28 protein-coding genes, 2 tRNA genes and 1 riboswitch are annotated in these 25081 nt (G+C 67.7%); of the genes, 13 read left to right on the top strand and 17 right to left on the bottom strand.

All coding sequences use genetic code 11. The features are described from left to right. Positions 1-2: 2 nt before the first annotated feature. Positions 3-494: a ribose-5-phosphate isomerase gene (locus ASF51_RS15360; RefSeq protein ID WP_055931735.1), complete on the bottom strand. Its 492-nt coding sequence runs from the start codon at positions 492-494 to the stop codon at positions 3-5. 111 nt (positions 495-605) lie between these two features. Between ASF51_RS15360 and pepN the strand changes: the two genes are divergently transcribed. The 4 genes from pepN to ASF51_RS15340 all read left to right on the top strand — a co-directional run bounded on the left by pepN (position 606) and on the right by ASF51_RS15340 (position 6498). Then, positions 606-3155 carry an aminopeptidase N gene (gene pepN, locus ASF51_RS15355; protein ID WP_055931732.1) on the top strand — a complete coding sequence of 850 codons (2550 nt, stop codon included), beginning with the start codon at positions 606-608 and terminating at the stop codon, positions 3153-3155. Between the two features lie 136 nt (positions 3156-3291). Next, a complete protein-coding gene (locus ASF51_RS15350) occupies positions 3292-4338 on the top strand; it encodes a mechanosensitive ion channel family protein (RefSeq protein ID WP_157412185.1) in 1047 nt (348 codons plus the stop codon). A 1-nt stretch (position 4339) separates the two neighbouring features. Next, positions 4340-4783, top strand: coding sequence for a globin (locus ASF51_RS15345; RefSeq protein WP_082480259.1), 444 nt, complete (start codon positions 4340-4342; stop codon positions 4781-4783). A 59-nt stretch (positions 4784-4842) separates the two neighbouring features. Next, positions 4843-6498 carry an FAD-binding dehydrogenase gene (locus tag ASF51_RS15340; protein WP_055931729.1) on the top strand — a complete coding sequence of 552 codons (1656 nt, stop codon included), beginning with the start codon at positions 4843-4845 and terminating at the stop codon, positions 6496-6498. Between the two features lie 25 nt (positions 6499-6523). On the opposite strand, the gene ASF51_RS15335 is transcribed toward ASF51_RS15340, so the two are convergent. After that, positions 6524-7180, bottom strand: coding sequence for a hypothetical protein (locus tag ASF51_RS15335; RefSeq protein ID WP_055931726.1), 657 nt, complete (start codon positions 7178-7180; stop codon positions 6524-6526). A gap of 47 nt (positions 7181-7227) precedes the next feature. Here ASF51_RS15335 and ASF51_RS15330 point away from each other — a divergent pair, with 47 nt between their 5' ends. After that, a complete protein-coding gene (locus ASF51_RS15330; RefSeq protein WP_055931723.1) occupies positions 7228-8124 on the top strand; it encodes an acyl-CoA thioesterase II in 897 nt (298 codons plus the stop codon). Here the strand turns inward: ASF51_RS15330 and ASF51_RS15325 are convergent. The 4 genes from ASF51_RS15325 to ASF51_RS15310 form a co-directional block, all read right to left on the bottom strand. After that, positions 8105-8590: a thioesterase family protein gene (locus ASF51_RS15325; protein ID WP_055931721.1), complete on the bottom strand. Its 486-nt coding sequence runs from the start codon at positions 8588-8590 to the stop codon at positions 8105-8107. The two genes, ASF51_RS15330 and ASF51_RS15325, sit on opposite strands and share 20 nt — an antisense overlap. Before the next feature lie 11 nt (positions 8591-8601). Continuing rightward, positions 8602-10284, bottom strand: coding sequence for an energy-dependent translational throttle protein EttA (gene ettA, locus ASF51_RS15320; protein WP_055931718.1), 1683 nt, complete (start codon positions 10282-10284; stop codon positions 8602-8604). Between the two features lie 39 nt (positions 10285-10323). Further along, positions 10324-10851, bottom strand: coding sequence for a hypothetical protein (locus ASF51_RS15315; RefSeq protein WP_235497277.1), 528 nt, complete (start codon positions 10849-10851; stop codon positions 10324-10326). 103 nt (positions 10852-10954) lie between these two features. Continuing rightward, on the bottom strand, positions 10955-11527 hold the full coding sequence (locus tag ASF51_RS15310; RefSeq protein ID WP_055931713.1) for a single-stranded DNA-binding protein: 573 nt from the start codon (positions 11525-11527) through the stop codon (positions 10955-10957). Between the two features lie 206 nt (positions 11528-11733). Between ASF51_RS15310 and ASF51_RS15305 the strand changes: the two genes are divergently transcribed. The 3 genes from ASF51_RS15305 (at position 11734) to ASF51_RS15295 (ending at position 13940) form a co-directional block, all read left to right on the top strand. After that, positions 11734-12741: an aldo/keto reductase gene (locus tag ASF51_RS15305; protein WP_055932272.1), complete on the top strand. Its 1008-nt coding sequence runs from the start codon at positions 11734-11736 to the stop codon at positions 12739-12741. A 76-nt stretch (positions 12742-12817) separates the two neighbouring features. Further along, positions 12818-13069, top strand: coding sequence for a hypothetical protein (locus ASF51_RS15300; RefSeq protein WP_055931710.1), 252 nt, complete (start codon positions 12818-12820; stop codon positions 13067-13069). Between the two features lie 76 nt (positions 13070-13145). Next, complete coding sequence (locus ASF51_RS15295; RefSeq protein WP_055931707.1) at positions 13146-13940, top strand: hypothetical protein; 795 nt, start codon at positions 13146-13148, stop codon at positions 13938-13940. Positions 13941-13969: 29 nt separating this feature from the next. On the opposite strand, the gene ASF51_RS15290 is transcribed toward ASF51_RS15295, so the two are convergent. The 5 genes from ASF51_RS15290 to ASF51_RS15270 form a co-directional block, all read right to left on the bottom strand. Continuing rightward, positions 13970-15454 carry an FAD-dependent oxidoreductase gene (locus ASF51_RS15290; protein ID WP_235497276.1) on the bottom strand — a complete coding sequence of 495 codons (1485 nt, stop codon included), beginning with the start codon at positions 15452-15454 and terminating at the stop codon, positions 13970-13972. Positions 15455-15474: 20 nt separating this feature from the next. Continuing rightward, positions 15475-16335 carry an FAD:protein FMN transferase gene (locus tag ASF51_RS15285; RefSeq protein WP_055931703.1) on the bottom strand — a complete coding sequence of 287 codons (861 nt, stop codon included), beginning with the start codon at positions 16333-16335 and terminating at the stop codon, positions 15475-15477. Further along, on the bottom strand, positions 16322-16807 hold the full coding sequence (locus ASF51_RS15280) for a hypothetical protein (RefSeq protein ID WP_055931700.1): 486 nt from the start codon (positions 16805-16807) through the stop codon (positions 16322-16324). The genes ASF51_RS15285 and ASF51_RS15280 overlap by 14 nt, the downstream gene beginning before the upstream one ends. A gap of 163 nt (positions 16808-16970) precedes the next feature. Then, positions 16971-17043 (bottom strand) — tRNA-Arg (locus tag ASF51_RS15275). Positions 17044-17082: 39 nt separating this feature from the next. Continuing rightward, on the bottom strand, positions 17083-17301 hold the full coding sequence (locus ASF51_RS15270) for an SCO4848 family membrane protein (RefSeq protein ID WP_055931697.1): 219 nt from the start codon (positions 17299-17301) through the stop codon (positions 17083-17085). 44 nt (positions 17302-17345) lie between these two features. Between ASF51_RS15270 and orn the strand changes: the two genes are divergently transcribed. The 4 genes from orn (at position 17346) to ASF51_RS15250 (ending at position 19806) form a co-directional block, all read left to right on the top strand. Beyond that, positions 17346-17966, top strand: coding sequence for an oligoribonuclease (gene orn, locus ASF51_RS15265; protein WP_055931694.1), 621 nt, complete (start codon positions 17346-17348; stop codon positions 17964-17966). 48 nt (positions 17967-18014) lie between these two features. After that, positions 18015-18090, top strand: a tRNA-His gene (locus ASF51_RS15260). Positions 18091-18166: 76 nt separating this feature from the next. Further along, positions 18167-18517, top strand: a complete 351-nt coding sequence (locus tag ASF51_RS15255; protein ID WP_055931691.1) for a metallopeptidase family protein — start codon at positions 18167-18169, stop codon at positions 18515-18517. Positions 18518-18552: 35 nt separating this feature from the next. Next, positions 18553-19806 (top strand): D-alanyl-D-alanine carboxypeptidase family protein, encoded by a 1254-nt coding sequence (locus ASF51_RS15250; protein ID WP_055931688.1) that lies wholly within the window; start codon positions 18553-18555, stop codon positions 19804-19806. 24 nt (positions 19807-19830) lie between these two features. On the opposite strand, the gene ASF51_RS15245 is transcribed toward ASF51_RS15250, so the two are convergent. The 6 genes from ASF51_RS15245 to ASF51_RS15220 all read right to left on the bottom strand — a co-directional run bounded on the left by ASF51_RS15245 (position 19831) and on the right by ASF51_RS15220 (position 24072). Then, complete coding sequence (locus tag ASF51_RS15245; protein WP_055931685.1) at positions 19831-20085, bottom strand: hypothetical protein; 255 nt, start codon at positions 20083-20085, stop codon at positions 19831-19833. Between the two features lie 62 nt (positions 20086-20147). Then, complete coding sequence (locus ASF51_RS15240; protein WP_055931682.1) at positions 20148-20648, bottom strand: hypothetical protein; 501 nt, start codon at positions 20646-20648, stop codon at positions 20148-20150. Then, a complete protein-coding gene (locus ASF51_RS15235) occupies positions 20645-21427 on the bottom strand; it encodes an energy-coupling factor transporter transmembrane protein EcfT (protein ID WP_055931679.1) in 783 nt (260 codons plus the stop codon). The genes ASF51_RS15240 and ASF51_RS15235 overlap by 4 nt, the downstream gene beginning before the upstream one ends. Then, a complete protein-coding gene (locus ASF51_RS15230) occupies positions 21424-22878 on the bottom strand; it encodes an ABC transporter ATP-binding protein (RefSeq protein ID WP_082480141.1) in 1455 nt (484 codons plus the stop codon). The genes ASF51_RS15235 and ASF51_RS15230 overlap by 4 nt, the downstream gene beginning before the upstream one ends. Positions 22879-22898: 20 nt before the next feature. Continuing rightward, complete coding sequence (locus ASF51_RS15225; RefSeq protein ID WP_055931676.1) at positions 22899-23540, bottom strand: ECF transporter S component; 642 nt, start codon at positions 23538-23540, stop codon at positions 22899-22901. Between the two features lie 69 nt (positions 23541-23609). Next, a riboswitch (TPP riboswitch) is annotated at positions 23610-23712 on the bottom strand. A gap of 27 nt (positions 23713-23739) precedes the next feature. Continuing rightward, a complete protein-coding gene (locus ASF51_RS15220; RefSeq protein ID WP_055931674.1) occupies positions 23740-24072 on the bottom strand; it encodes a hypothetical protein in 333 nt (110 codons plus the stop codon). A 64-nt stretch (positions 24073-24136) separates the two neighbouring features. Here ASF51_RS15220 and ASF51_RS15215 point away from each other — a divergent pair, with 64 nt between their 5' ends. After that, on the top strand, positions 24137-25066 hold the full coding sequence (locus ASF51_RS15215; RefSeq protein WP_055931670.1) for an LLM class F420-dependent oxidoreductase: 930 nt from the start codon (positions 24137-24139) through the stop codon (positions 25064-25066). Positions 25067-25081: the final 15 nt, after the last annotated feature.

Raw genomic sequence — 25081 nt, 5'->3', positions numbered from 1 at the left:
GATCAGGCCGGGTCGACGTCGTGTCCGGCGATGGCCCCCGTGGCCTCGTACTCGGCGAGCTGAGCGATGCGGCGCACGTGCCGCTCCTCGAACGAGAACGGCTCGGCGACGAAGGCGTCGATCAGGCTCATCGCCTCGTCGACGGTGTGCTGGCGCGCACCGATCGAGATGACGTTCGCGTCGTTGTGCTGTCGGGCGAGCACCGCGGTCGACAGGTTCCACACCAGTGCGGCCCGCACACCGGTCACCTTGTTCGCTGCGATCTGCTCGCCGTTGCCGGAGCCGCCGAAGACGACGCCGAGTGCCTCGACGCCCGCCTGCTGGTCGCGCACCACGGCCTGCGCCGCGTTGATGCAGAACGAGGGGTAGTCGTCGATGGGGTCGTAGCTGGTCGGCCCGTGGTCGACCACGTCGTGACCGAGGGATGCGAGATGCTGCTGAATGGTCTGTGAGAAATCGAGTCCGGCATGATCCGTGGCGATATGGATGCGCATGGGATGAGTTTACTGAGGCCGCCCGGTGGCGAAGATAGGCTGGGTGGGTCACGCGTCGCGGGCCACGAGCCCGCGCGCCGCAAACTCACACGAGTACGAAAGAAGTCATCAGTGCCTGGAGAAAACCTCACCCGCATCGAGGCGCAGGAGCGCGCCGGAATCGTCAGCGTCTCGAGCTACGAGGTGGTGCTCGACCTCACGCAGGGCGCCGAGACGTTCCGGTCGACGACGACCGTGCGCTTCTCCGCCACCGGGGATGCGTCGACGTTCATCGATTCAATCACCCGTTCGGTGCACTCGGTGACCCTGAACGGCCGGTCGCTCGACGTCGCGGCCGTGAACGACGGTGTGCGCATCCAGCTCGACGAACTCGCCGACGACAACGTGCTCGTCGTCGATGCCGACGCCGAGTACACGAACACCGGAGAGGGACTGCACCGCTTCGTCGACCCCGTCGACGGCGAGGTCTACCTGTACAGCCAGTTCGAGGTGCCCGACTCGCGTCGGATGTTCGCCGTGTTCGAGCAGCCCGACCTCAAGGCGACATTCTCGTTCACCGTCACCGCTCCCGCCTACTGGCAGATGGTCTCCAATCAGCCGACGCCGGAGCCCGTCGCGATCGACGGCACCGACAACGCCATCTGGACGTTCGAGCCCACCCCTCGCATCTCCTCGTACATCACGGCCCTCATCGCCGGCCCCTACGTGGTCGAGCGCAGCGAGCTCACCTCGAGCGACGGTCGAGTGATTCCCCTCGGCGTCTTCTCGCGCGCCTCGCTCTCGCAGTACATGGACGCCGACTACATCTTCGAGAAGACCCGCCAGGGCTTCGAGTTCTACGAGAAGCAGTTCGCCTACCCCTACCCCTTCGACAAGTACGACCAGCTCTTCGTTCCCGAGTTCAACGCGGGCGCCATGGAGAACGCGGGCGCGGTCACGTTCACCGAGACCTACGTCTTCCGTTCGAAGGTCACCGACGCCGTGCGCGAGCGTCGCGTCGTCACCGTGCTGCACGAGCTCGCGCACATGTGGTTCGGCGACCTCGTCACCATGCGCTGGTGGAACGACCTCTGGCTGAACGAGTCGTTCGCCGAGTACATGTCGACCCTCGCCACCGCCGACGCCACGGAGTGGACCGAGGCATGGGCCACCTTCGCCTCGACCGAGAAGAGCTGGGCCTACAGGCAGGACCAGCTGCCCTCGACGCACCCGATCGTCGCGACCATCAACGACCTCGAAGACGTGCAGGTCAACTTCGACGGCATCACCTACGCGAAGGGCGCGTCCGTGCTCAAGCAGCTCGTGGCGTGGGTGGGCCAGACGGAGTTCATGGCCGGAGTGGCCCGATACTTCGACGCGCACGCGTTCGGCAACACCGAGCTCGTCGATCTGCTGACCGAGCTCGAGACCACGAGCGGCCGCGACCTCGGCGAGTGGTCGAAGCTCTGGCTCGAGACAGCCGGGGTCAACACCCTGCGTCCCGAGATCGCAACAGACGAGACCGGCACGATCACCTCGTTCTCCGTTCTGCAGACGGCGATCGCCGAGTACCCCACGATTCGCCCGCACCGTCTGGCGATCGGCTTCTACTCGTTCGACGGTGACGCACTCGTTCGCACGAAGCGCGTCGAGCTCGACGTCGACGGCGAGCGCACCGAGGTCTCCGAGCTGGTCGGCGAGAAGCGCCCCGACCTCGTGCTGCTCAACGACGACGACCTGGCCTACGCGAAGGTTCGTCTCGACGACGCATCGCTCGCCGTCGCGGCCGAAAGTCTCGCCGCCGTCACGAGCCCGCTCGCCCGCGCCATCCTGTGGGGGTCGGCCTGGGACTCGACCCGCGACGCCGAGACCCGCGGACGCGACTTCGTGCGCCTCGTTCTCGCCAACGTCGCCACCGAGACCGAGAGCACCACGCTGCGCACAGCGCTGAACCAGCTCGTGCTCACCAGCACGAACTTCATCGCTCCGGATGCCCGCACCGAGGTCATCGAGGTCGCCGCCGACGAGCTGTGGTCGCTCGCGCAGGCCGCCGACGCGGGCAGCGACGCGCAGTTCCAGTTCGTGCGCTTCTTCGCCGCCCTCGCGTCGACCGACGAGCAGCTCGCGACCGTCGCGTCGCTCCGCAACGGGGAGACCGCGCTCGACGGGCTCGAGATCGACACCGACCTGCGCTGGGAACTCCTCATCGCCCTCGTCGCCGGTGCGAAGGCCGGCCAGACGGAGATCGATGACGCCCTCGCCGACGACAACACGGCATCCGGAGCCCAGTCGGCCGCACACGCGGCCGCCGCGATCCCGACCGCCGAGGGCAAGAACGCGGCGTGGTCCTCGCTGGTCGACACCGACGAGGCCCCGAACGCCATCGTGCGCGCGACGGCCCTCGGCTTCCAGCGTGCGCACGACACGGCGCTCCTCGAGCCGTTCGTCGGCCGCTACTTCGACTCCCTCGTCACCATCTGGGAGACCCGGAGCTACGGCATCGCCTCGTCGCTCATCAACGGTCTCTACCCCGCGGCGCTGGCGAACGTCGAGCTCCGCGACGCCACGCGCGCCTGGCTCGACACGAACTCGGAGCAGCCGCCCGCGCTGCGCCGTCTCGTCGTCGAGAACCTGGCGGGTGTGGATCGCGCGATCGCGGCGCAGGCTCGCGACGCCGACTAGTTTGGAGCGTTCCCTGAGCCTGTGCCCTTCGACAGGCTCAGGGAACGGGCAGGGTCAGGGAACGGACCTTCGACAGGCTCAGGGAACGGCAGGCGCACAGACAGCGCTGAACCTCGATCGATAGAGTGACGTGAATATGGATTGGAACGCATTCTGGACCGGCTTCAACGAGTTCATGCTCGTGTGGGGCACACCCATCAACGTCGTGATCATCATCGTGCTCGCCTTCGTGATCCGGCTGGTGCTGATCTTCGTCATCAAACGCGTCGTGCAGCAGGTCGTCTCCGGCGTCAAGAAGAAACAGAACGTGCAGGACACGCAGGCGCTGATCGCCTCTCCCCTGGCCGCGGTGCGGGTGGTGCAGCGCACGCGCACCCTCGGCACCGTGCTGACGAACATCGTGAACGTCACGGTCGTCGTCGTGACGTTGATCCTGATCGTCACCACGATCGATCCCAACATCATCGGCTCCCTCGCGATTCTCACGGCGGCCCTCGGTGCCGGACTCGGCTTCGGGGCGCAGAACATCGTGAAGGACGTGCTCAACGGGCTCTTCATGGTGATGGAGGACCAGCTGGGCGTCGGTGATGTCGTCGACCTCGGGCCGGCCACCGGCGTCGTCGAGGCCGTGGGCATCCGGGTCACCCAGGTGCGCGACGTGAACGGCACGCTGTGGTTCGTGCGCAACGGAGAGATCCTGCGCGTCGGCAACATGTCGCAGGGCTGGGCCCGGGTCATCATCGACCTCGCCGTGCCCTACGACACCGACGTCGACGCCGTGCAGCAGAAGATGCTCGAGACCGCCGTCGAGCTGGCCGCCAACCCGAAGTACCGCAGCCTCATTATGGAGAAGCCGGAGATCTGGGGCCTGGAGTCGATCTCGGCCGAGGCCCTCGTCATCCGACTCGTCGTGAAGACCCGCACGTCGTCGAAGGACACGGTCGCCCGAGAACTGCGGATGCGCCTCAAGCGCGCGCTCGACGAGATGGACGTGCGGCTGCCGGCCCTCAACAGCATCGTCCTCTCGGGTTTCGAGGGCGCAGCCAGCGTCTCCGGTGCCCGCACTCCGAAGACCAAGCCGGTTCCCCTCACGACCAGTGTCGACGAGAACACCACGAAGTCCGGCGAGACGGGCACGCGCCCGCCGAGAGCACCCCGGGCGCCCAAGAGCACGGAGAACTGACATGTCGATCCCCTCGGAACCGTCGCCGATCACCCTGAGGGTGTCGCAGAACGGCGACTCGGCGCTCTCCCGATCGTTCTACGACGAGGTCGGGGGCCGGGCCACGTTCGAGAAGCTCGTGCGGGCGTTCTACGCCGGCGTCGCGACCGACCCGGTGCTGGTCGAGATGTACCCGGAGGAGGACCACGAGGGTGCCATCCAACGCCTGACGGGGTTCCTCGAGCAGTACTGGGGCGGACCGGGAACCTACAGCGAGGAGCGCGGCCACCCCAGGCTGCGCATGCGGCACATGCCGTTCAAGGTCAACCCTGACGCCCGCGACCGCTGGCTCGCCCACATGCGCGTCGCGGTCGATTCGCTCGAGCTTCCGCCCCTGCAGGACGCTACGCTCTGGGGATACCTCGACAGGGCGGCGCACGCCATGGTCAATACCTTCGAGGAGTAGCGGGGCGCGCGCCGGCCCTGAGCACACGGCACGCGAGCATACGAGACGAAGGAGTCTTTGTGTCATCGACCAGAAGCGACGCGATCATCGTCGGGGCGGGCCTCGCCGGCCTCGTCACGGCATCCGAACTCATCACCGCGGGCAAGCGGGTGACCATCGTCGAGCAGGAGCCCGCCGCATCCCTCGGCGGGCAGGCCTGGTGGTCGTTCGGCGGACTGTTCCTCGTCGATTCGCCCGAACAGCGCAGGCTCGGAGTGCACGACTCAGCCGAACTGGCCCGCCAGGACTGGTTCGGCAGCGCCGACTTCGACCGCGAGGAGGACGCGTGGCCCAGAAAGTGGGCCGAGGCCTACCTCGAGTTCGCGGCCGAGGAGAAGCGCGCCTGGCTCCACTCCCTGGGCGTGCGGTTCTTTCCCGTCGTCGGCTGGGCCGAGCGCGGGGGGTACACGGCCAACGGCCACGGCAACAGCGTGCCCCGGTTCCATATCGTCTGGGGAACCGGCCCGGGTGTGCTCGCCCCCTTCCTGCGCATCCTCGACGACGGGATCGCGCGCGGCCTCGTGACCATGCTGCACCGTCATCGCGTCGACGAACTCGTCACGAGAGACGGCTCGGTCGTGGGCGTCCGCGGCTCCGTGCTGGTCGACGACGACGCAGCGCGGGGTGCGTCCAGCTCGCGGGAGGTGGTCGGCGACTTCGAGCTCGAGGCCCAGGCCGTCATCGTGACGAGCGGCGGCATCGGCGGCAACCACGAGCTGGTGCGCGCGAACTGGCCCGAACGGTTGGGCACTCCCCCGGCGACGATGCTCTCCGGGGTTCCGGCACACGTCGACGGGCGCATGCTCGCCATCTCCGAATCGGCCGGCGCCCACCTGATCAACGGCGATCGCATGTGGCACTACACCGAGGGCATCACCAATTGGGATCCGGTCTGGCCGTCGCACGGCATCCGGATTCTGCCGGGGCCGTCGTCGCTCTGGCTGGATGCGACCGGACGGCGGCTGCCCGTGCCCCTCTTCCCCGGATTCGACACGCTGGGCACCCTCGAGCACCTGCGCACGACCGGATACGACCACAGCTGGTTCGTGCTGACGCAGAAGATCATCGAGAAGGAGTTCGCCCTGTCGGGCAGCGAGCAGAACCCCGACCTCACCGACAAGAACCTGCGCCTGCTCGCGAAGCGCGTCGCGCCGGGTGCCCCTGGGCCCGTCGAAGCATTCAAGCGCAACGGCGTCGACTTCGCCGTGGCACCGACCCTGCCCGAACTCATCGAGTCGATGCAGGCCCTGTCGCCGCCCGGTGTTCTCGACGGCGCCCGCGTCGAGAGCGAGGTTCTCGGTCGCGACAGGGAGATGGCGAACGACTTCACGAAAGACGCGCAGGTCAACGCGATCCGCGGCGCCCGCCGTTACCGGGGCGACAGGCTGATCCGAGTCGCGACGCCGCACCGCCTGCTCGATGCCAAGGCCGGCCCGCTGATCGCCGTGAAGCTGCACGTGCTCACCCGCAAGAGCCTGGGCGGCATCGAGACGAACCTCGCGGGCCAGGCCATGGATGCGCAGGGTCGGGCGATTCCCGGCCTCTACGCGGCGGGTGAGGCGAGCGGGTTCGGCGGCGGGGGCATGCACGGCTATCGCTCGCTCGAGGGCACTTTCCTCGGCGGATGCCTGTTCTCCGGACGCCAGGCCGGTCGCGCGGTCGTGGCGCAGCTCTGAGCGCCTCTCAGCGCGTGAGACCGAGTCAGCGGGAGAGGACGTGCCCGCGGCGGGTGGAGACGCGCGTCCAGGCACCCGACACGAGGATGCGCGCGGGCTCGTCGGTGCGCAGGAAGCCCAAGCTGTCGGCGGCGAGACCGACGCCCGCGGGAATCGGGGGGACGACATCCGGAATCGCCCGACCCCACACCTCGGCCCGCACCTTGTGCACGAGCTGCTCGCCCGTGTCGGGCGGCAACGCGGCGGCCACTTCGGCCACACCGGCCCTGGCCGCGGCCTCGAGCACCGGTGCCGCCACTTCTCCGACCGGAAGCCAGCCGCCCCGGGGCGGAGAGATGCCGACCCACGCCGGCGAGGACTCGGGCGGCGGAATGAGCACGCCGATCGGGCCGTCGTCGGCGTTGACGGTGACCGAGAGCAGGGCGAGCCGATCGAGCAGCTGGCGGGCCGACACGACCACGTCGAACGACGCGGTCTCGGCCAGGGCGAACGTGCGGAGCCCGAGCACGGTGGGAGCGTTGTCGAGGAGCCCCCGCGGGTGCAGCACGGGCGCATATACGGCCAGCACACCGGATCCGCCGATGAGACGCACCCCGCCCTGGTCGAGCCTGGCCGCACGACCGAGGAACACTTTGAGGTCGCCGAGCGACGGCGAATCGACGAGCGCGAATGACTGAACCATCTCGCTGTCTAAACTACTTCACTGGGAACCCCGATATTGGAGGCCGCATGACCGACGAAATCCGTGCTACGCCGTTGGAAGGGCTTCTCACGGCCCTCGACCTCACCGACACCGGCGCGCGCACGAACGAAGACATCTTCACAGGACCGTCGCAGTGGATGCCGCAGGGTCGCGTCTTCGGCGGACAGGTGCTCGCGCAGTCGATCACCGCCGCCATGCGCACCGTCGACGAGGAACGGGTCGTGCACTCGATGCACGGGTACTTCCTGCGCCCGGGCGACATCGACAAGCCCATCACCTTCGCCGTCGACCGCATCCACGACGGACGCTCGTTCGCGACGCGGCGCACGCAGGCGTACCAGGACGGCATCCCGATCCTGTCGCTCATCGCCTCGTTCCAGACCGAAGACGAGGGACTCGACCACCAGATCGACATGCCCGCCGGCATCCCGCAGCCCGAGGACATCCCCAGTACGGCGGAACGGCTGGCGGGCATCGACCACCCCGTAGCCCGATTCTGGGCGACCGAGCGCCCCTTCGACATGCGTCACGTCGACTCGCCGATCTACCTCTCGGTCGAGGGCGAACCCGTCGGCCACCAGGCAGTCTGGATGAAGACGCTGGGCGCCCTGCCCGACGACCCGAACCTGCACCGCGCCGCGCTCGCCTATGCGAGCGACTACACGATCCTCGAGCCGATCTACCGCCGGCACGGCATCGCGTGGGTGACTCCGGGCCTCAAGACCGCGAGCCTCGACCACGCCATGTGGTGGCACCGCTTCGGTCGCGTCGATGAGTGGATGCTGTACGTGCAGGAATCGCCGAGCGGCCACGGCGGGCGCGGGCTCTCGCTGGGACGCATCTACTCGCGCGACGGTGTGCTGCTCGCCAGCGTCGCCCAGGAGGGCATGGTGCGCGTTCCGGCTAGCGGGCGCGTTTCGTGAATTCGACCGGCGCGTCGAGGTAGGGCTCCCACGCGGCACGTTCGACGTCGTTGATGCGCCGCGGTCGCTGGGTCGTGGCGTCGACGAGCACGATCGTCGTCGTGGCCCGGGTGAACAGCACATGCGGTTCGACTCCGACCGGGCTGCACACCTCGTAGCAGACCTCGAGGCTCGCCCCTCCGAGCCGTCCGATCCACAGCTGGATGTCGACGGGCTGTCTCAGATAGGGCACCGGCGCCAGGTACTCGATCTCCTGGCGCGCGATCAGCGTGAGCGTGTCCGAGCCGGGACGCCCGTCGAGCACCGCCGTGGACGCGCCCACGGCGGACTCGACCGCTCCCGGATCCGGTGTCCAGAACGCCTCGATGCGCGCCTCTTCGAGGAGGCGCAGCATCTCGGCGTTGTTGACGTGTCCGTAGGCGTCGAGATCGGACCAGCGCAGGCGGATCGGAACGTGCAGGCGCATCGAGACCGTGCTCAGTCGCGGGTGAGCTTGCGGTACGCCGACCTGTTCGGCTTCGCGGCATCCGGACCGAGTCGCTCGATCTTGTTCTGCTCGTAGGATTCGAAGTTGCCCTCGAACCAGTGCCAGTTCGACGGCGCCTCTTCGGTGCCCTCGTAGGCGAGGATATGCGTGGCGATACGGTCGAGGAACCACCGGTCGTGTGTGATGACCACAGCGCAGCCGGGGAACTCGAGGAGTGCGTTCTCGAGGCTCGACAGGGTCTCGACGTCGAGGTCGTTGGTCGGTTCGTCGAGGAGCAGGAGGTTTCCGCCCTGCTTCAGCGTGAGCGCCAGGTTCAGGCGGTTGCGCTCTCCACCCGAGAGCACACCGGCCTTCTTCTGCTGGTCGGGGCCCTTGAAACCGAACTGCGACACGTAGCCGCGCGAGGGGATCTCGGTCTTGCCGACCTGGATGTAGTCCTGCCCGTCGGACACGACCTCCCACAGCGTCTTCTGCGGGTCGATTCCGCCCCTGTCTTGATCGACGTAGGAGATGTCGACCGTCTCGCCGATCTTGAGGTTTCCGGAGTCGAGGGGCTCGATGCCGGTGATCGTCTTGAAGAGCGTGGACTTGCCGACGCCGTTCGGGCCGATGACGCCGACGATGCCGTTGCGCGGCAGGGTGAAGCTGAGGCCGTCGATCAGCACGCGATCGCCGAAGCCCTTCTTGAGGTCTTTGGCGTCGATGACCTGCGAACCCAGTCGCGGGCCGACGGGGATGACGAGTTCCTCGAAGTCGAGTTTGCGCGTCTTCTCGGCCTCCGCCGCCATCTCCTCGTAGCGGGCGAGACGGGCCTTCGACTTGACCTGGCGACCCTTGGCGTTCGATCGCACCCATTCGAGCTCGCTCGAGAGCCTCTTTGCGAGCTTGGCATCTTTCTTGCCCTGCACCTGCAGGCGCTCCTGCTTCTTCTCGAGGTAGGTCGAGTAGTTGCCCTCGTAGGGGTAGAGCTTGCCTCGGTCGACCTCGGCGATCCACTCGGCGACGTGGTCGAGGAAGTACCTGTCGTGAGTGACGGCGAGCACGGCGCCCGGGTACTTCGCGAGGTGCTGCTCGAGCCAGAGCACGCTCTCGGCGTCGAGGTGGTTGGTGGGCTCGTCGAGGAGGAGGAGGTCGGGCTTCTGGAGGAGCAGTTTGGTGAGGGCCACGCGGCGCTTCTCACCACCGGAGAGGTTCGCGACGCTGTAGTCGCCGGGCGGGGTGCGGAGCGCATCCATCGCCTGTTCGAGCTGGGAGTCGAGATCCCACGCGTCGGCGGCGTCGATCTCCTCCTGCAGCGTGCCCATCTCTGCGAGGAGAGCGTCGAAGTCGGCGTCGGGCTCGGCCATCGCGAGACCGATCTCGTTGAAGCGGTCGACCTTCTGCTTGATCGGGCCCACACCCTCCTGAACGTTCTCGAGCACCGTCTTGGTCTCGTCGAGCTCGGGCTCCTGCATCAGGATTCCGACGCTGAAGCCGGGGGTCAGACGAGCCTCGCCGTTCGACGGCGTGTCGAGTCCGGCCATGATCTTGAGGATCGTGGACTTTCCGGCACCGTTGGGGCCGACGACACCGATCTTCGCCCCCGGCAGGAACGCCATCGTGACGTCGTCGAGGATGAGCTTGTCTCCCACGGCCTTGCGGGCGCGGACCATCGAGTAGATATATTCGGCCATTCGACCAGTCTATGGTCTCTTCGCGTCGACCGAATCGGGTCAGAAGTCGATGGGGCGCGTCTGGCCGATGAAGCATTTGCCGGTCGAGAGCGGCGCGGCGATGATGCTGGTGTATCCGCCGACGGTGCCCCACTGGCCGATGATGCATGCGTCTGGCGCACGCACGGAGAACTGCACGGAGTCGGCCTTGACGCCGACCGTGGTGATGTCGGGCGTCAACTCCATGACCTCGACGACGAAGCCGCCGGCGCGAAGCGAGTTGATGAAGGCCGGGCCGTCGGGCTGTCCGCCGGCCGCGGCGATGGCCTGGTTGTTGAGGTAGTCGAAGTACGGCTTGTTCTCGGCGGCCGTTCCGTTCGGCACGAGCGCCGGCGGCGGCGCGTCGGATGCTGTGGGTGTCGGAGTCTCGGACACCGCGGGGGCACTCGACGCGGCCGTGGACGTCGGCGTGGACTCCGGAACGCACCCCGTGAGGACGAGGGCGAGAGCCCCCGCCGCCAGGACGGCGGCCACTGCTGTCGCGCCTCGTCGTCGTGTGCCGGTGCTGCCGGTCGCCGTGCGCGTCACTATGCCCTCTTTCGCTGTGTCCCCCGTATGCCCCCACCGATTCTAGGTGAGGGCTTCCGGGAGGCTGCAACGGCACGGCGGATTCACCGGTTCGTCGCATGAATCAGAAGGGGACCTTCTCCTCCTCGGCGATCTCGGAGACCGAATCGTCGTTCTGCTCCGAGGCGGGTGTCTCATACGACGCCTCGTCGCTCGCGACCGGGGTCGACCAGACGTCGTGCCCGGCGTCGTGCCCGGAGTACGACGAGTCCGCGGCCGACGGATCGGGCTCCGGACCGGTGTAGGCGGCGGCGCCGCCCGACTCGCCGGCCGGTGCGGCCGCCTTCAGCCGGGTGAAGTGGGACACCCCGAACGCGAGGTCGTGACCGATGGAATCGACATCGACCTCGATGGCGGTGCCGCGCTTGTCGCCGCTGGTCCAGTTGCGCACGCGAAGCCGCCCCGTGAGCACGACGTGGTTGCCTACCTGCAGCGAGTTGGCCACGTTGTTGGCCATCCACCGGTAGGCGTTGACGGTGTACCAGTTGGTGTCGCCATCGACCCAGGTCGAGGTGGCCCGGTCGAATCGCCGCTGGCTCGAGGCCAGACGGAAGTTGGTGACCGTGAGGCCGGTGCTGGTTCGGACGTTCTCGGGTTTCGTTGCCACGACGCCTGTCAGCGTCACCGTGTCTGTCACGTCATTCTCCTTGTCTCGATGGATGGGCCGGCGCGAGACCGGCACTCGTGCCAGTTGATTCCGGCCTCGCACCGGTTGCACCAGAATCGCTCCCTCGCACGGCGTTCGGCGGCGGGATCCGAGATCTGTGCACAGCTCACGCTTCGTCGGGCCGGAGGAGGAGAGGTCGACTCGTCTCACCCGTGCGCGTGCCCTACGGTGTATCCGTGACCTACAACGCCGAGGACAGCCGCTACGACTCGATGCAGTACAACCGCACGGGGCGCAGCGGCCTGAAACTGCCCGCCCTCTCTCTGGGCCTCTGGCACAATTTCGGGGACACCAGGCCCCGGCAGACGCAGCGCGACATCGTCCACCGGGCCTTCGACCGCGGCGTCACGCACTTCGACCTCGCGAACAACTACGGACCGCCCTACGGCTCAGCCGAGGCCAACTTCGGACGCATCCTCGCAGACGACCTCGCCTCCTACCGCGACGAACTCGTCATCTCGTCGAAGGCCGGATACGACATGTGGCCGGGTCCGTACGGCGATTTCGGCTCGCGCAAGTATCTGCTGGCCTCCCTCGACCAGAGCCTCGGCCGTCTCGGGCTCGACTACGTCGATATCTTCTACCACCACCGGCCCGACCCCGAGACGCCGATCGAGGAGACCGCCGCCGCCCTCGCCACCGCGGTGAGCCAGGGCAAGGCACTGTACGTAGGCGTCTCCAACTACTCCCCCGACGACACGCGTCGCATGCACGCGGCGCTGGCCGAGCATCGGGTGCCCCTCCTCATCCACCAGCCTCGCTACTCGATGTTCGACCGTCACATCGAGCACGAGGGGCTTCTTCCCGTGCTCGACGAGCTCGGAATCGGGGGCATCGTCTTCTCCCCGCTGGCGCAGGGCCTGCTGACGAACCGCTACCTCACCGGATCGGTCCCGGAAGGCTCCAGGGCGGCGACCAGCCGCTTCCTGCCCGAGTCGCGAATCGACGAAGGCTACCTGTCGCGGGCGCGAGCGCTCGACGCCCTCGCACGGGACCGCGGGCAGACCCTCGCCCAGCTCGCACTCACCTGGGTGCTCCGCCAGCCCCAGGTGACCAGCGCGATCATCGGCGCATCCAGCGTCGACCAGCTCGACCAGAATCTCGACGCCCTGCAGGCCGATCCGCTCAGCGCTGCCGAGCTGGAGCTGATCGAGCCGCACGCGGTGCACGGCACCGGTCTCTGACGCGGCACTGTCGGTGGCTGGTCCTAGCCTCTTCTCATCACGAGAATGCCGGGCCGGCGCGAAGACAGGAGCAGCAATGATCAGCACATCCACCACCACTGCGTCCACCACCACTGCGTCCACCACGACCGCGACGTCGCTCATCGCCCTGCGACCGGGCTTCTGGCGGGTGGTGCACCCCGCCGGTCACGTGCAGGGGTACATCGAAGAGGTCAGCTCGGGCGCAGCACACCACTTCTCCGCGCGCCGCCTTGTGGCGAACACCACCCGGCTGGTCGACATCGGCGATTTCTGGTCATTCGAGAGCGCTCGAGCCTGCTTCGCCTGATCGATGCACCACGAATCGATCTCTCCTCGGCTCGTCGCGACGGCCTGCCCGCGATCTTCGACGTAGTCTTCGCCTCATGGAATGGTGGAACGACTTCGCAGACTGGTTTACTTCGAGCGACGGACGCTTCGTCGTGTCGGGCATCGTGGTGCCCGCTGTGGCGATCATCGTGGCCGCGCTGCTCGGTGCCTGGATCGCCAGCAGCTCGATCAAACGGCTGCTCGCCAAGCACGACCGCGAGATCAAGGTTGCAGCGATAGCCTCGCTGATCGACTCGGCTCAGCAGGCCTCCGTGTGGAACTCGCTGACGCCGCAGGAGCAGATCATGTCCGACCGCGCCGTCGGGCAGGCCGACATCCAGATCCGCCTCCTCCCGATCAAGGGGTCCGCCGTCGCTGCCGACTGGGCCGCCCATTCGCTTGCCGACATGCGACGCAACTCCGCCACCTTCGGCTACCAGGTCGAGCCCGCGGTCATCGAGTTCCGAGACCGTCTCATCGAATGGCAGGAACGGCCCGGCCGCAGCCGCAAGGTCTTCCAGGGCGACCTCGATCGCTGGAGGGCCGAGGACGACGACGCAGAGAGGCAGCTCCTCCGCCAGCAGGAGGAGTGGGTCGCCCAGCAGCACCACGAGCAGCACAGCCGTCCCGAGGCCGAGGCGACGACCGTCATCACGCCGACGGCACCGGCAGCGACCGCGCGCATCGAGGCCCCGATCGAGACGCCCGAGCAGCAGGCCGCGCGCGACGAGACGAAGCGCGTGCTCGAGAATCTGAACGCGGTCGAGCGCCACGTCGAGTCCCGAGACGACGGCTCGACGCCGCCTCCGGTCAACGCCTTCCCGCCGCGTCGGGCGTCAGAGAACGACTAGAGAGCAGACCCGGCTGACGGCAGCGTCCGTCAGTATCCCGAGAAGGCGTCGGTGACGATGCGGCGCACCTTCAGCCGGCGCAGTGCGGTGCGAACCGCACCCACGAGCCGCGGCGGGCCGGAGACGAATGCGATTCTCTCGCGCACGTCGGGCACCTGCTCTTCGATCAGCTCGCCTGTCAGACGGCCCGAGCCGGCGTAGGTCCAGCTGTCGGTGAGGGAGTCCGGCTCACGGGGCGCGATGAGCACGACCCGCACGCCCAATCGCTGCAGGGCTTCGGAGTAGGCGAACTCCTCGTGCGCCCTGATGGCGTAGACGAGCACCAGGTCGCGCGAGACGCCCGCCGCAGCGTCGTGCTCCAGCTGGCTGATGAACGGCGTGATGCCGATGCCGCCGGCGACGAGCAGTACCGGCTTCGATGCATCGCCGGGAAGCAGGAAATCGCCCGCGACGAGGTTCGCCCGCACCGACTGCGACGGCTTCAGCGACGCCAGCGCACGTTTGAAGCTCGACGGCGATTCGCCCATGCGCACCCCGACGCGGACCTCGTGCGGGTTGCTCGGAGCGGACGCGATGCTGAACACCCGTCGCGTTCCCGACGAGTCGGCGCCGGGGTGGGGAATCGACAGCTCGATGTACTGCCCGGCCCGGAACGACACCGGCCGCTTCGACGAGAAGACGAACTCCGTCGTCGAGGGGGTGAGCTTCGTCGCGCGTTCGAACGAGAGCGACAGCCCGCGGCGCTGTCCCACGAGGAACGCCAGCAGATTTCCGACGACCAGGGCGAGCTCGGGGCTGCTGTACAGCGGGCCCACCGAGAAGGGAATGGAGAAGAGCAGCGCGACGATGCCGGCGAGCGCGAGCCTCTGCCACAGGCGTGGCGGCAGAGTCAGCGGCTCGCTGAGCATGAATCCGGCCAGGAACACGAGCGGGGTGGATCCGAGAGCGTAGACGAGGGCGTCGGGCAGGGCGAGTCCGAAGGAGGACTGCACGATCGTCACGACGACGGTGGCCAGCACGATGAAGGTGAGGCCCATCGGAAGCTGGCGAGTGCGGTAGAGCACGAGAAGGGCGCCGATCGCGACGGCGGGCAGCAGCACCGGTGTGCCCACCCACCAGACGGATGCGTTGAGCCCGGTCAGCGTGATGATGACCGCTCCGATGGCGGCCGGGTTGAAGATATGGCGGCCGCGCCAGGCGAGCACGTACTTCGAGGCCACGGCGATCGCGGCGACGAGGGCGACGGTCAGCAGCTCCTGGCCGTCTGTCGTGGGAAAGAAGAGGAAGAACAGCAGGAGTCCGGTGATGATCGACGACTCCGTGTGCGGCCTCACCCGGAAGAGCAGGGCCATGACGCGGTTGGCGACGACGCAGGCGACCAGAACGGTGGCCAGGGTCGCCACCAGCGCCAGCGGCTCGAAGCCGAGAACGCCGACGAGGCTCTCGACGATCGCAATGAGTGCGATCGCGGCCAGCACGAGACTGACGAGCCGGTACATCTGAACTTTGCCCAAAAGGGCATCCAGTCGAGCCATCAGGAGAAGACCTCTCCCCGCAGAGCGCGGGATCGTTCGGCGATTCCGTTCGAGTGCATGCGCACCCAGTCGAAATCGAAGTGGGGGGCCAATCGGGCGGGCGGAACGAAGAACAGTGCGGTGGCGAGGCCGTCGGCCAGGAGCCCGTTCTTCGCGATCGCCCAGGTCGCGATGATGTCGGATGTCGGTGCGCCCGTGCGCCCGTCGAGAATGTGGTGCAGGCCTTCGCCCCACACGCGGCGGTTCGAGCCGGATGCGCACAGCGACTCGTTGCCGAGTGTCACGACCCCGATCGCCTTGCTCGGGTCGAACGGATGCTCGAGGCCGACGCGCAGGGGCTCACCCCTGTTGACGAGGTCTCCGCTCGCGTCGATGACGAAACTCTCCACGTCGGACTCGACGAGCACCTCGGCGACCAGGTCGATGAGGTATCCCTTGCCGGCCGCGCCCACGTCGATGACGGTGGGAGCGGTCGTGGTGACGCTCGCGCCTACGCGGCTGACCGCATCCGGCCATCGCGCAGGAACGACCCGACCGGGCCCGGCCGTGAGGCTGTACCCGCTGTCGTAGCCGAGGTGTTCGAGCGAACGGCCGACGAGCGGGGTCACCGCCCCCTCGCTGACCTCGTCGAGCAGGTCGTAGAGGTCGAACAGCTCGGCGGCGTCGTCGGGAAAGTCGACCGTTCCCGGCGCCTCGGCCAGCCTCGCGACGAGGGAGTCGGGGCGGAACCGCGAGTATGCACGGTCGAAAGCCTCGACACGGCCTCGCACCCGACCCACGACGACCTCGGAGAGCTCGTCGGGGGTGTCGATCTGCCAGGCCGTGCCGATTCCTTCGAAACGGAGACTAGACGGCGGCATCGGCCTTGATCTGGTCGACGGCGTCGTTGAAGCCGCCGCTCGTCAGAGATGAACCGGCCACCTTCGACACGGAGATGTCGTCGATGCTCTTGCCGACGACAACGGCAGCGATACCGTCGGCGAATTCGCCCTGGTACTTCTTGCCGTTGGGGTTGGTGGATTCGGGGGTGACCGTGACGGCCGTGATGACGTCGTCGGCGAGGGTCAGCGAGACGGAGACGTGCTCCTCGCCGCCCGGCGAGGTGTACTCGCCCTCGGCCGAGTACTCGCCGTCGGCGTAGACCGACGACCCTGCGGCAGCGGGGGTGGACTCGGCCGCGTCGGTGGTCGCCTCGGTGGTGCTCGTGGGTGTGGCGACAGGCGTGCTCGCGGAGTCGGTGGTTGCGGCCTCGGTCGAGCAACCGGTGACGACACCGAGGAGCGAGAGTCCGGCAAGGGCGGTGACAGCGGTTTTCTGGTGGCGGGTGATCATTGTTCTCTCCATCAGTCGGGATGTACACGGCAAGTACGTACGTCTTAGACCCTAGGGGCGTGACTCTTGCGACTTCTTTGTGAGGACTGTGGAAATCCTGAGAATAGTTGAAGCGACAACTATTGAGGCGAACTCAAGGCTGATCACACGGCTATGAATACGGTGCCCCCGGTAGGAATCGAACCTACGACCAAGAGATTAGAAGGCTCTTGCTCTATCCACTGAGCTACGGAGGCGTGCGCGCCACGACGGCGAGGCGCTTCTACGATAGCGCGTCAGGCGGTGACGAGCGCGATGATCGCCACCACGAGGGAGACCGCGGCGAGCAGCAGCGAGACGCCGATCAGCACGGCGTGGACCTTGAGGAAGGTCGTCGCCCTGCCCGAGGAGTCTCGCGCCCGGGGATCCTTGCTGATGCGTGCATAGAACCGCGGCCACACGAGCGCGTTCCAGAGGGCGTTGGCCAGAAGCAGGATGGAGAGAGTGATGATCATCGCGTCCATCCTACGATTCTCAGCACACGGATAGGATTGCGCATATGGCTTCACTCACGGATCGTCTCGTTTGGATCGACTGCGAAATGACGGGACTCGACCTCAGCGTCGATGAGCTCGTCGAAGTGGCCGTCGTCATCACCGATTTCGACCTCAACATCATCGATCCCGGGTTCGCGATCGTGATCAAGCCCGATGACTCGGCGCTGCAGAACATGAACGACTTCGTGCGCGACATGCACGCGTCCAGCGGTCTCGACCAGGAGATACCGAACGGCGTGAGCCTGGCAGAGGCCGAGTTCCAGGTGCTCGAGTACATCCTCAAGTACGTTCCCACCGGCCAGCAGGCACCGCTCGCCGGAAACACCATCGGCACCGACCGCGCATTCCTCGCCAAGTACATGCCGCGCGTCGACGGCCACCTGCACTACCGCAGCGTCGATGTCTCGAGCATCAAAGAACTCGTGCACCGGTGGTTCCCCCGGGTGTACTACAACGCACCGAAGAAAGACGGCGGCCACCGCGCCCTCGCAGACATCCTCGAGTCGATCCGCGAGCTCGGCTACTACCGCAAGGGGGCCTTCGTGGCCGAACCCGGACCGGCCACCGACGACCTGAAGGAGCTTTCCTCGACGATTGTGCGCGAGTTCGCCGCCGGTCTGTAGTAGAGTCTTCTTCTGTCGCTTCGATGAGTTCTCATCGAGTGGCACATGGTGGATATAGCTCAGTTGGTAGAGCGCTGGCTTGTGGAGCCGGATGTCGCGGGTTCGAGCCCCGTTATTCACCCCAGAGAGAAAGGCCCGGGTCGATCACGATCCGGGCCTTTGTCGTATCCCGCGCGTATCAGTCCGAAGGAGAGCCCTCCGTGCACGACATCGACGCCGAGCAGTTCGAGGCGCTCGTGGTGGCCGAACTCGACCTCCTGCCCGACGACATGATCGACGGACTCGAGAACGTGGTCTTCGTGGTCGAAGACAGGCCGGAAGACGGCTCCCTCGACCTGCTGGGCCTCTACGACGGCGTCGCCCTCACGGAGCGGGGGCAGTACGGGTTCGGCGAGATGCCCGATCGCATCGTGCTCTACCGCGAGCCGCTGCTCGAACTCGTCGACGACCTCGACGAGCTCAAGGAGCAGATCCACGTGACCCTGGTTCACGAGATCGCCCACTTCTACGGCATCGACGACACCAGACTTCACGAACTCGGCTGGGGCTGACCGGCGATCCACCGCCACCCGGTTAGCCTTGGCCCATGGCTCGATCAGCGGCATCACGAATCAACCGGGCTCTGGGCATCGCGCTCGTGGCCATCCTGATCCTCGCCATCGGGCTGTACGGGCCGGCGACACTCGTGGGTCCGCTCCCCCGCACCGAGGCCGTGATCGACGACGCCTCCGACATCGTTCCGACTCGCGGCGCCCCGACCGTCTCGCAGAACGGCGCGAGCGCGATCGCCACGGCCGACGGCTCGGTGCTGGCATCCGGGGGCGACACCGCTGCTGTTCCCCTGGGAGGCGTGACGAAGGTGATCACCGCTCTCGTCGTGCTCGACGAGAAGCCGATCGAGGCCGGCAAGCCGGGGCCGTCGATCGTCGTGACCGCCGAGGACTACGCGGGCTACGTCACCTACATCTCCGAAGCGGCGCGCTCGATCTCGCTCATCGCCGGCGAGACCTGGACCGAGCAGCAGTACCTGCAGGCCATGCTGCTGGGTTCGAGCAACACCCACGCCGATGCGCTCGCACGGTGGGCGTTCGGGTCGGTCGACGACTACGTCGTGGCCGCGAACGCCTGGCTGGCCGCGAACGGATACCCGGGCACGACCGTGGTCGACGCGACCGGACTGGCCGAGGGATCGGAGGGCACGGCATCCGACCTCGCCGCCCTGGCGTCACGCGCTTTCGGCGACCCCGTGATCGCCGACATCATGAGCCGTGACAGCGTGGTGGTCGCGGGCAATCGGCCTGTCGACAACGTCGCGGCCTACCGCGCCGAAGACGGCATAACGGGCCTGTCGCGCAGCTTCACCGATGCGGCGGGGCTGTGCTTCCTGTTCCGACTGACCGTCGGCACGGGCGACGATGCCGTCCCGCTGTACGGCGCCTTCCTGCGCGAACCCGATTACGAGACACTGGATGGCGACCTGACGACGCTCGTCTCGAGCGCGGCCGAGACACTCACCGAGACGGTGCTCGTCGCCGAGGCCGACGAGCTGGTGACGTACACGACCCCCTGGGGCGACGAGGCCCACGGGGTGGCCGTGACCACGAAATCCGAGCTGATCTGGTTGACGACACCGGTCACGAAGACGATCACGGTGGAGCCGGTGACCACCGCGGCGAAGGGAACGCGCGTCGGTCAGGTGACGTTCCACACGCCCACGGGAGACGTGACCGTGCTGCTCGAGCTCGACAGGCGCATAGCCGATCCGGGGCCGGTCTGGCGGATGACCCATCCGGCTCCCGTGATCGACGCCTTCATCCGATCTCGAACCGACTCCGAGTAGGGGCCGGCCGCGGGCGGTACGACCCTAGTGGTCGTCTCCGATGTCGCCGGTGCGAACGGTGGGGTCGGAGTCTGCCGCGTCGAAGGAGTACTTCACGGTGAGGTGGCCTTCGACCTCCTCGGTGTCTCCCGACTCGTACCAGAACGTCGACTCGAGGCCTCCGACGGCGCCGAGCGCGGGGAACCGCGTGTCGAACTCGCCGTCGATGAACGCGCGCTCCTCGGTCTGTCCCTCGAGGGGACCGTCCAGATACAGGGCTGTGTAGGTTTTCTCAGTCATGGCTCCACCGTAAACCGTCAGGCTGCATTCAGCTCCCAGCCGCGGCCGTGCTGAGAAGTCTGCTAGGACCCGTCGAGCCTGAGGTCCGCCCACGACTCGGGAGATTCACGTGCGATGAACGACTCCCACTGCCGCTGCCACTCGTCCCAGTGCGGCTCGTACGTCTCCCCGTCGCGCTCCAGGGCCCGTCGTTTGCGCACCTCGTCCGGCGCATCCAGCCAGATCCGCACGTCTGCGAGCCGCGCGTTCGCCCGGGTGAGCACTCCGCACCCCTCGATCAGAAGCGGGCGATCCGGGTCGATCTCGTGCCATTCGGCCGGAGCGTCGGCGCTCCAGTCGAAGCGTTGCCAGCGTGCGGCCCTGCGATCGGCGAGAGGTTCGAGAATGAACCGCTGCACGTGTTCTCCCGCCGCACGAAGGCCGCCCCACCCCGGGTAGATGTCGTCGAGCCGCACGAGCTGCGGCCGCACGGCATCCGGCCACCCGGCCACCAGCCGATCGGCGAGAGTGCTCTTTCCCGCTCCGCTGGGGCCGTCGAGCAGAACGACGTTGCGAGTGCTCATCCGACGATGAAGTTCCAGGTTCCGAAGACCACCGCGACGGTGATCGCGATGGCGGCGATCGCCGCGCCGATGGCGATCAGGGCGATCTCGCGCCATCCGAACACCGACTCCCTCGCCCAGGTGCGCGGCGTGTCTCCCCCGAAGCCGCGGGCCTCCATCGCGGTGGCGAGCTTGCTGCCGCGTCTGATCGACAGCACGAGGAGTGCAAAGGCCTGCGACAGAAGGCGACGGATGCGCCCCCGATCGCCCACGCCCCGTGCCCGACGGGCGAGCTCGAGCGAGCGCCAGTCGTCGAGGAACAGCCCCACGAGCCGGAGGCCCGCGAGCGCGCCGAGCACGAAGCGGCTGGGCAGATGCCAGACCTGGGCGAGCCCGTCTGCGAGGTCGGTCGGGTCGATGGTCACGAAGAGCACGATGGCGGGAAGGCCGATCGCCAGCACCCGAAATGCGGTGGCGATGGCCAGCGAGACCGACCCATCGGTCACGTGGATCAGGCCGAACTCGACGTAGGTCTGGCCCGAGGGCTGCCCGTAGAGAAGCGTGGTGAACCCGGCGGTCGGGGCGGCGATCCACACGGGGATCGTGCGGAGCAGGAACTGGCGCACGCTGAGGCCGGCCCAGACGAGCAGCACGCTCTCGAGCACGAGCGCCGTGGCGGCGGAGAGCCAGTCGATGGTGAGGATGAGTGCGAAACCCAGCAGGAACGCCGTCGCGAGCTTGGCCACCGGGTTGATCCGGTAGATCGCCTGGGGTCCCGCCGTCGGGGTGAGGATGCTCATGTCAGCCTCACCTCGTCATCCGCCAGAGCGGCCACGAAGTCGGCGTCGTGGGTGACGGCGACGATCGACTGGCCCTGGTCGAGGAGGCCGGCGAGAAGCGAGACGAGTTCGCTCCAGGTTCGCGAATCCTGGCCGAAGGTCGGCTCGTCGAGCACGAGCAGTCTCGGCCTGGTCGCGAGCACGGTGGCAACAGACAGCCGGCGCTTCTCTCCCCCCGACAGCGTGAAGGGATTCGCGAGGGCCAGGTGGTCGAGCCTCAGACGCTCGAGCAGCTCGTCGACGCGGGCGTCGACCTCCACGTCGCCCAGTTCGAGGGCTCTCGGGCCCACCGACAGCTCGTCGCGGACGGTGGCCGAGAGGAACTGGTGCTCCGGATCCTGGAACACGGTGCCGATGCGGGTGAGCAGATCCTTCGAGCGCCAGGAGATCGGCGAGGCGGACTTCAGCGGGCCGGCCAGAGCGCGCGTCGCAGATACGGCTCCGGAGTCGGGACGCAGGAGACCCGCCAGGGTGAGGGCCAGAGTCGACTTGCCCGCTCCGTTGGGTCCGACGATGGCCACGGCCTTGCCCTCGTCGAGGCCGATGTCGAGGCCGTCGGCGATGCGCGAACCGCGCACGCGCGCGATGCCCAGCCCCGTGGCATCCAGCAGGCGCTCGCCGGAGGAGGCCACCCGGCGCTCGGTGAAGCGAGGGGGGAACTCGGGAATCCACACTCCCGACGCGCTGAGCTCGGCGCCGCGGTCCCGCAGCACCCGACGCGGATCCCCGTCGGCCAGCACTCCCCCGCCGGGCGCGAGCACTACGACCCTGTCGACGATGTCGCGCCACACCTCGACACGGTGCTCGATCACGACGAGGGTCGCGCCGGTCGAGGAGGCGACCCTGGCCACGGCGTCGCGTACCTCGGCGACGCCCTCGGGGTCGAGGTTGGCCGTGGGCTCGTCGAGCAGGATCAGGCCGGGCTGCATGGCGAGCACGCCCGCGAGCGCGAGCCGCTGCTTCTGTCCGCCCGAGAGGGCGGAGGTCGGGTGATCGAGCGGGAGGTCGAGCCCGACCGCATCGAGCGATGAGGCGACGCGCCGCCAGATCTCGTCGCGGGGCACGCCGAGGTTCTCGCAGCCGAAGGCGACATCGTCGCCGACGCGGGCGAGAATCACCTGCGAGTCCGGATCCTGCAGAACGAGGCCGGCGATTCCGCGAGCGCTCGTTGCCCGCCGCCCGGACACCAGAAGCTCACCCCTCTGCTCGCCCTCGTCGTCTCCGCCGATCACGCCGGCGAGGGCGTGCATGAGCGTGCTCTTGCCGGCTCCCGACGCACCGAGCAGCAGGACGCGCTCGCCCGGGTCGATCTCGAGGTCGAGCCCGTCGACCGCCCAGGCCTTGCGCGACGCGTGCCGCCACCCCCAGCCGCGCGCCGAGACGGCGGCGGGGGGCTGGGGGGCGAGCGTCATGTCGTGAATCCGGATGCCTGTCAGACCCGCGCCGAGACCTCTCGTCCCGAGGCGAAACGGCTGAGGGCGCCCGTTCGCGCGAGGCCGCGCATGGCGAGCCACGAGAGCACTCCGGCGAGAAGGGCGCCCGATACCACTGAGGACACCGTGTAGGTGATCGCAAACCCCGTGGTGGAGCCCGGGTACCAGTTGATGAGGTCATTGATGGCCAGCGCCAGACCGGCGCCCATGCCCGCGAGAACCGCGACATAAGCCCGGTAGTTCGCGTAGAGGAACAGGGCGAAGACGATCTCGGCTCCCAGTCCCTGCACCAGACCGGAGAGCAGCGTCAGCGGACCCCACTGCGTGCCGACAAGCGCAGAGACCGCGGCGGCGACGAGTTCGGTGAAGAGAGCGGCACCCGGCTTGCGGATCACGAGGGCTCCCAGCACGCCGGCGAAGAGCCATCCGCCACCGAGAAGCGCTTGCAGGCCGGGCAGCGCGGCCTCGAAAGGAATCGAGATGGGGTTGTAGGCCTGGCCCCAGATCCAGAAGACGAGGCCGGAGGCCACGCCGATGACGCTGGCGACGACGATGTCGACGACCCGCCACCTGAAGCGATCGGGTCGGCTCGAGCCGACGGCGGTTGTTACGGATTCCGTGGAGGAGGGTGAAGTGCGCACTGATCGTGCCCTTTCGTCGTAAGCGAATGTCAGGGCACGGGTGGGGCCGCCGCAGGAAGACCCTGCAGACGACACCGTGAGATGTCCTCCCTGCGCTGGCATGATCCAGATCAGGTTCGACGGTCGAAGGTTGGAGAACCTTCCTCTCAGCCCGGCTCACCGGACTCCCGTGTTGCGACCCAGTATAGGGCCGCTGCGACTACTTCTTCAGCGCGCGGATGATCCGCGCGAAAGCCTTTCCCGTCACCCAGATGGTGGGAATCGACACGGCGAGCAAGGAGATGAGATTGGGTTCGAAGGCGACCCGCCCGTTCTCCTGCGTGACATAGGCGCCCACGGGAATGGCGGCGCCGCCGCCGCCTCCGCCCGCGAGCCCCGAGGCCGCGTCGTCGGAGCCCGAGCCGCCGAATCCGAACCAGCTGATGGCGACAGGCACGAGGGTCTGCCCCTCGATCTCGACGGGGTCGCCGTAGACGGCTCCCACTCCGAACGATCGAACGGTCTCTGCGAGCTTCACGGCGATGTTTGTCATGAGGTCACGGTACCTCCAGCGCAACCGTGCCACCAGAGTGCCGGGTGTGTGACACGCTGGGGGTGTGGACCTACGCATCTTCACCGAACCGCAGCAGGGCGCAAGCTACGACGACCTGCTGACCCTCGCACAGGCGACCGAGAAACTCGGTTTCGACGCCTTCTTCCGCTCCGACCACTACCTGCGCATGGGCGACGATCCCACAGCCGGACTGCCCGGGCCGACGGACGCATGGACGACCCTCGCCGGGCTGGCACGGGAGACGACGCGCATCAAGCTGGGCACGCTCGTGTCGAGCGTCACCTACCGGCAGCCGGGCATCCTCGCCATCCAGGTCGCCCAGGTCGACGCGATGTCTGGAGGCCGGGTCGAGCTCGGCCTCGGCACCGGCTGGTTCGAACAGGAGCACCTCGCCTACGGCATCCCGTTCCCCGCGAAGCGGTTCGGCCTGCTCGAGGAGCAGCTCGAGGTGATCACCGGCCTGTGGGGAACCCCCGTCGGCGAGACCTATTCGTTCGAGGGCCGGCACTACACCCTGGTCGACTCCCCCGCCCTTCCGAAACCCGTGCAGCATCCGGTGCCGATCATCGTCGGCGGCAGCGGCCCCACGCGCACCCCGAAGCTCGCAGCGCGATTCGCGACCGAGTTCAACGTGCCGTTCGCCGAGTTCGCCGACATCCCCCTGCGGTTCAGGGGCGTGCGCGACGCGTGCGAGAGCATCGGGCGCGACCCCTCGGAGCTCGTCTACTCGGCCGCCCTGGTCGCCGCCGTCGGCTCGACCTCGTCGGAGTTCGAGCGCAGGGCCGCCGCCATCGGCCGTGAGCCCGGCGAACTCCGCGAGCACGGGCTCGCCGGGTCTCCCGCCGAGGTCGTCGATCGCATCGGTGCCCTTCGCGAAGACGGCGTCGAACGCCTCTATCTTCAGATTCTCGACATCCACGACCTCGACCACCTCGAACTCATCGCGGCCGAAGTCATGTCGAAGCTCGACTGACTTCTCACCGCACGC

Source organism: Agreia sp. Leaf283 (assembly GCF_001422485.1).
Taxonomy (GTDB): Bacteria; Actinomycetota; Actinomycetes; order Actinomycetales; family Microbacteriaceae; genus Agreia.
Note: the sequence above shows the minus strand (reverse complement) of the source record. Positions and strands in the feature narration are given on the sequence as shown.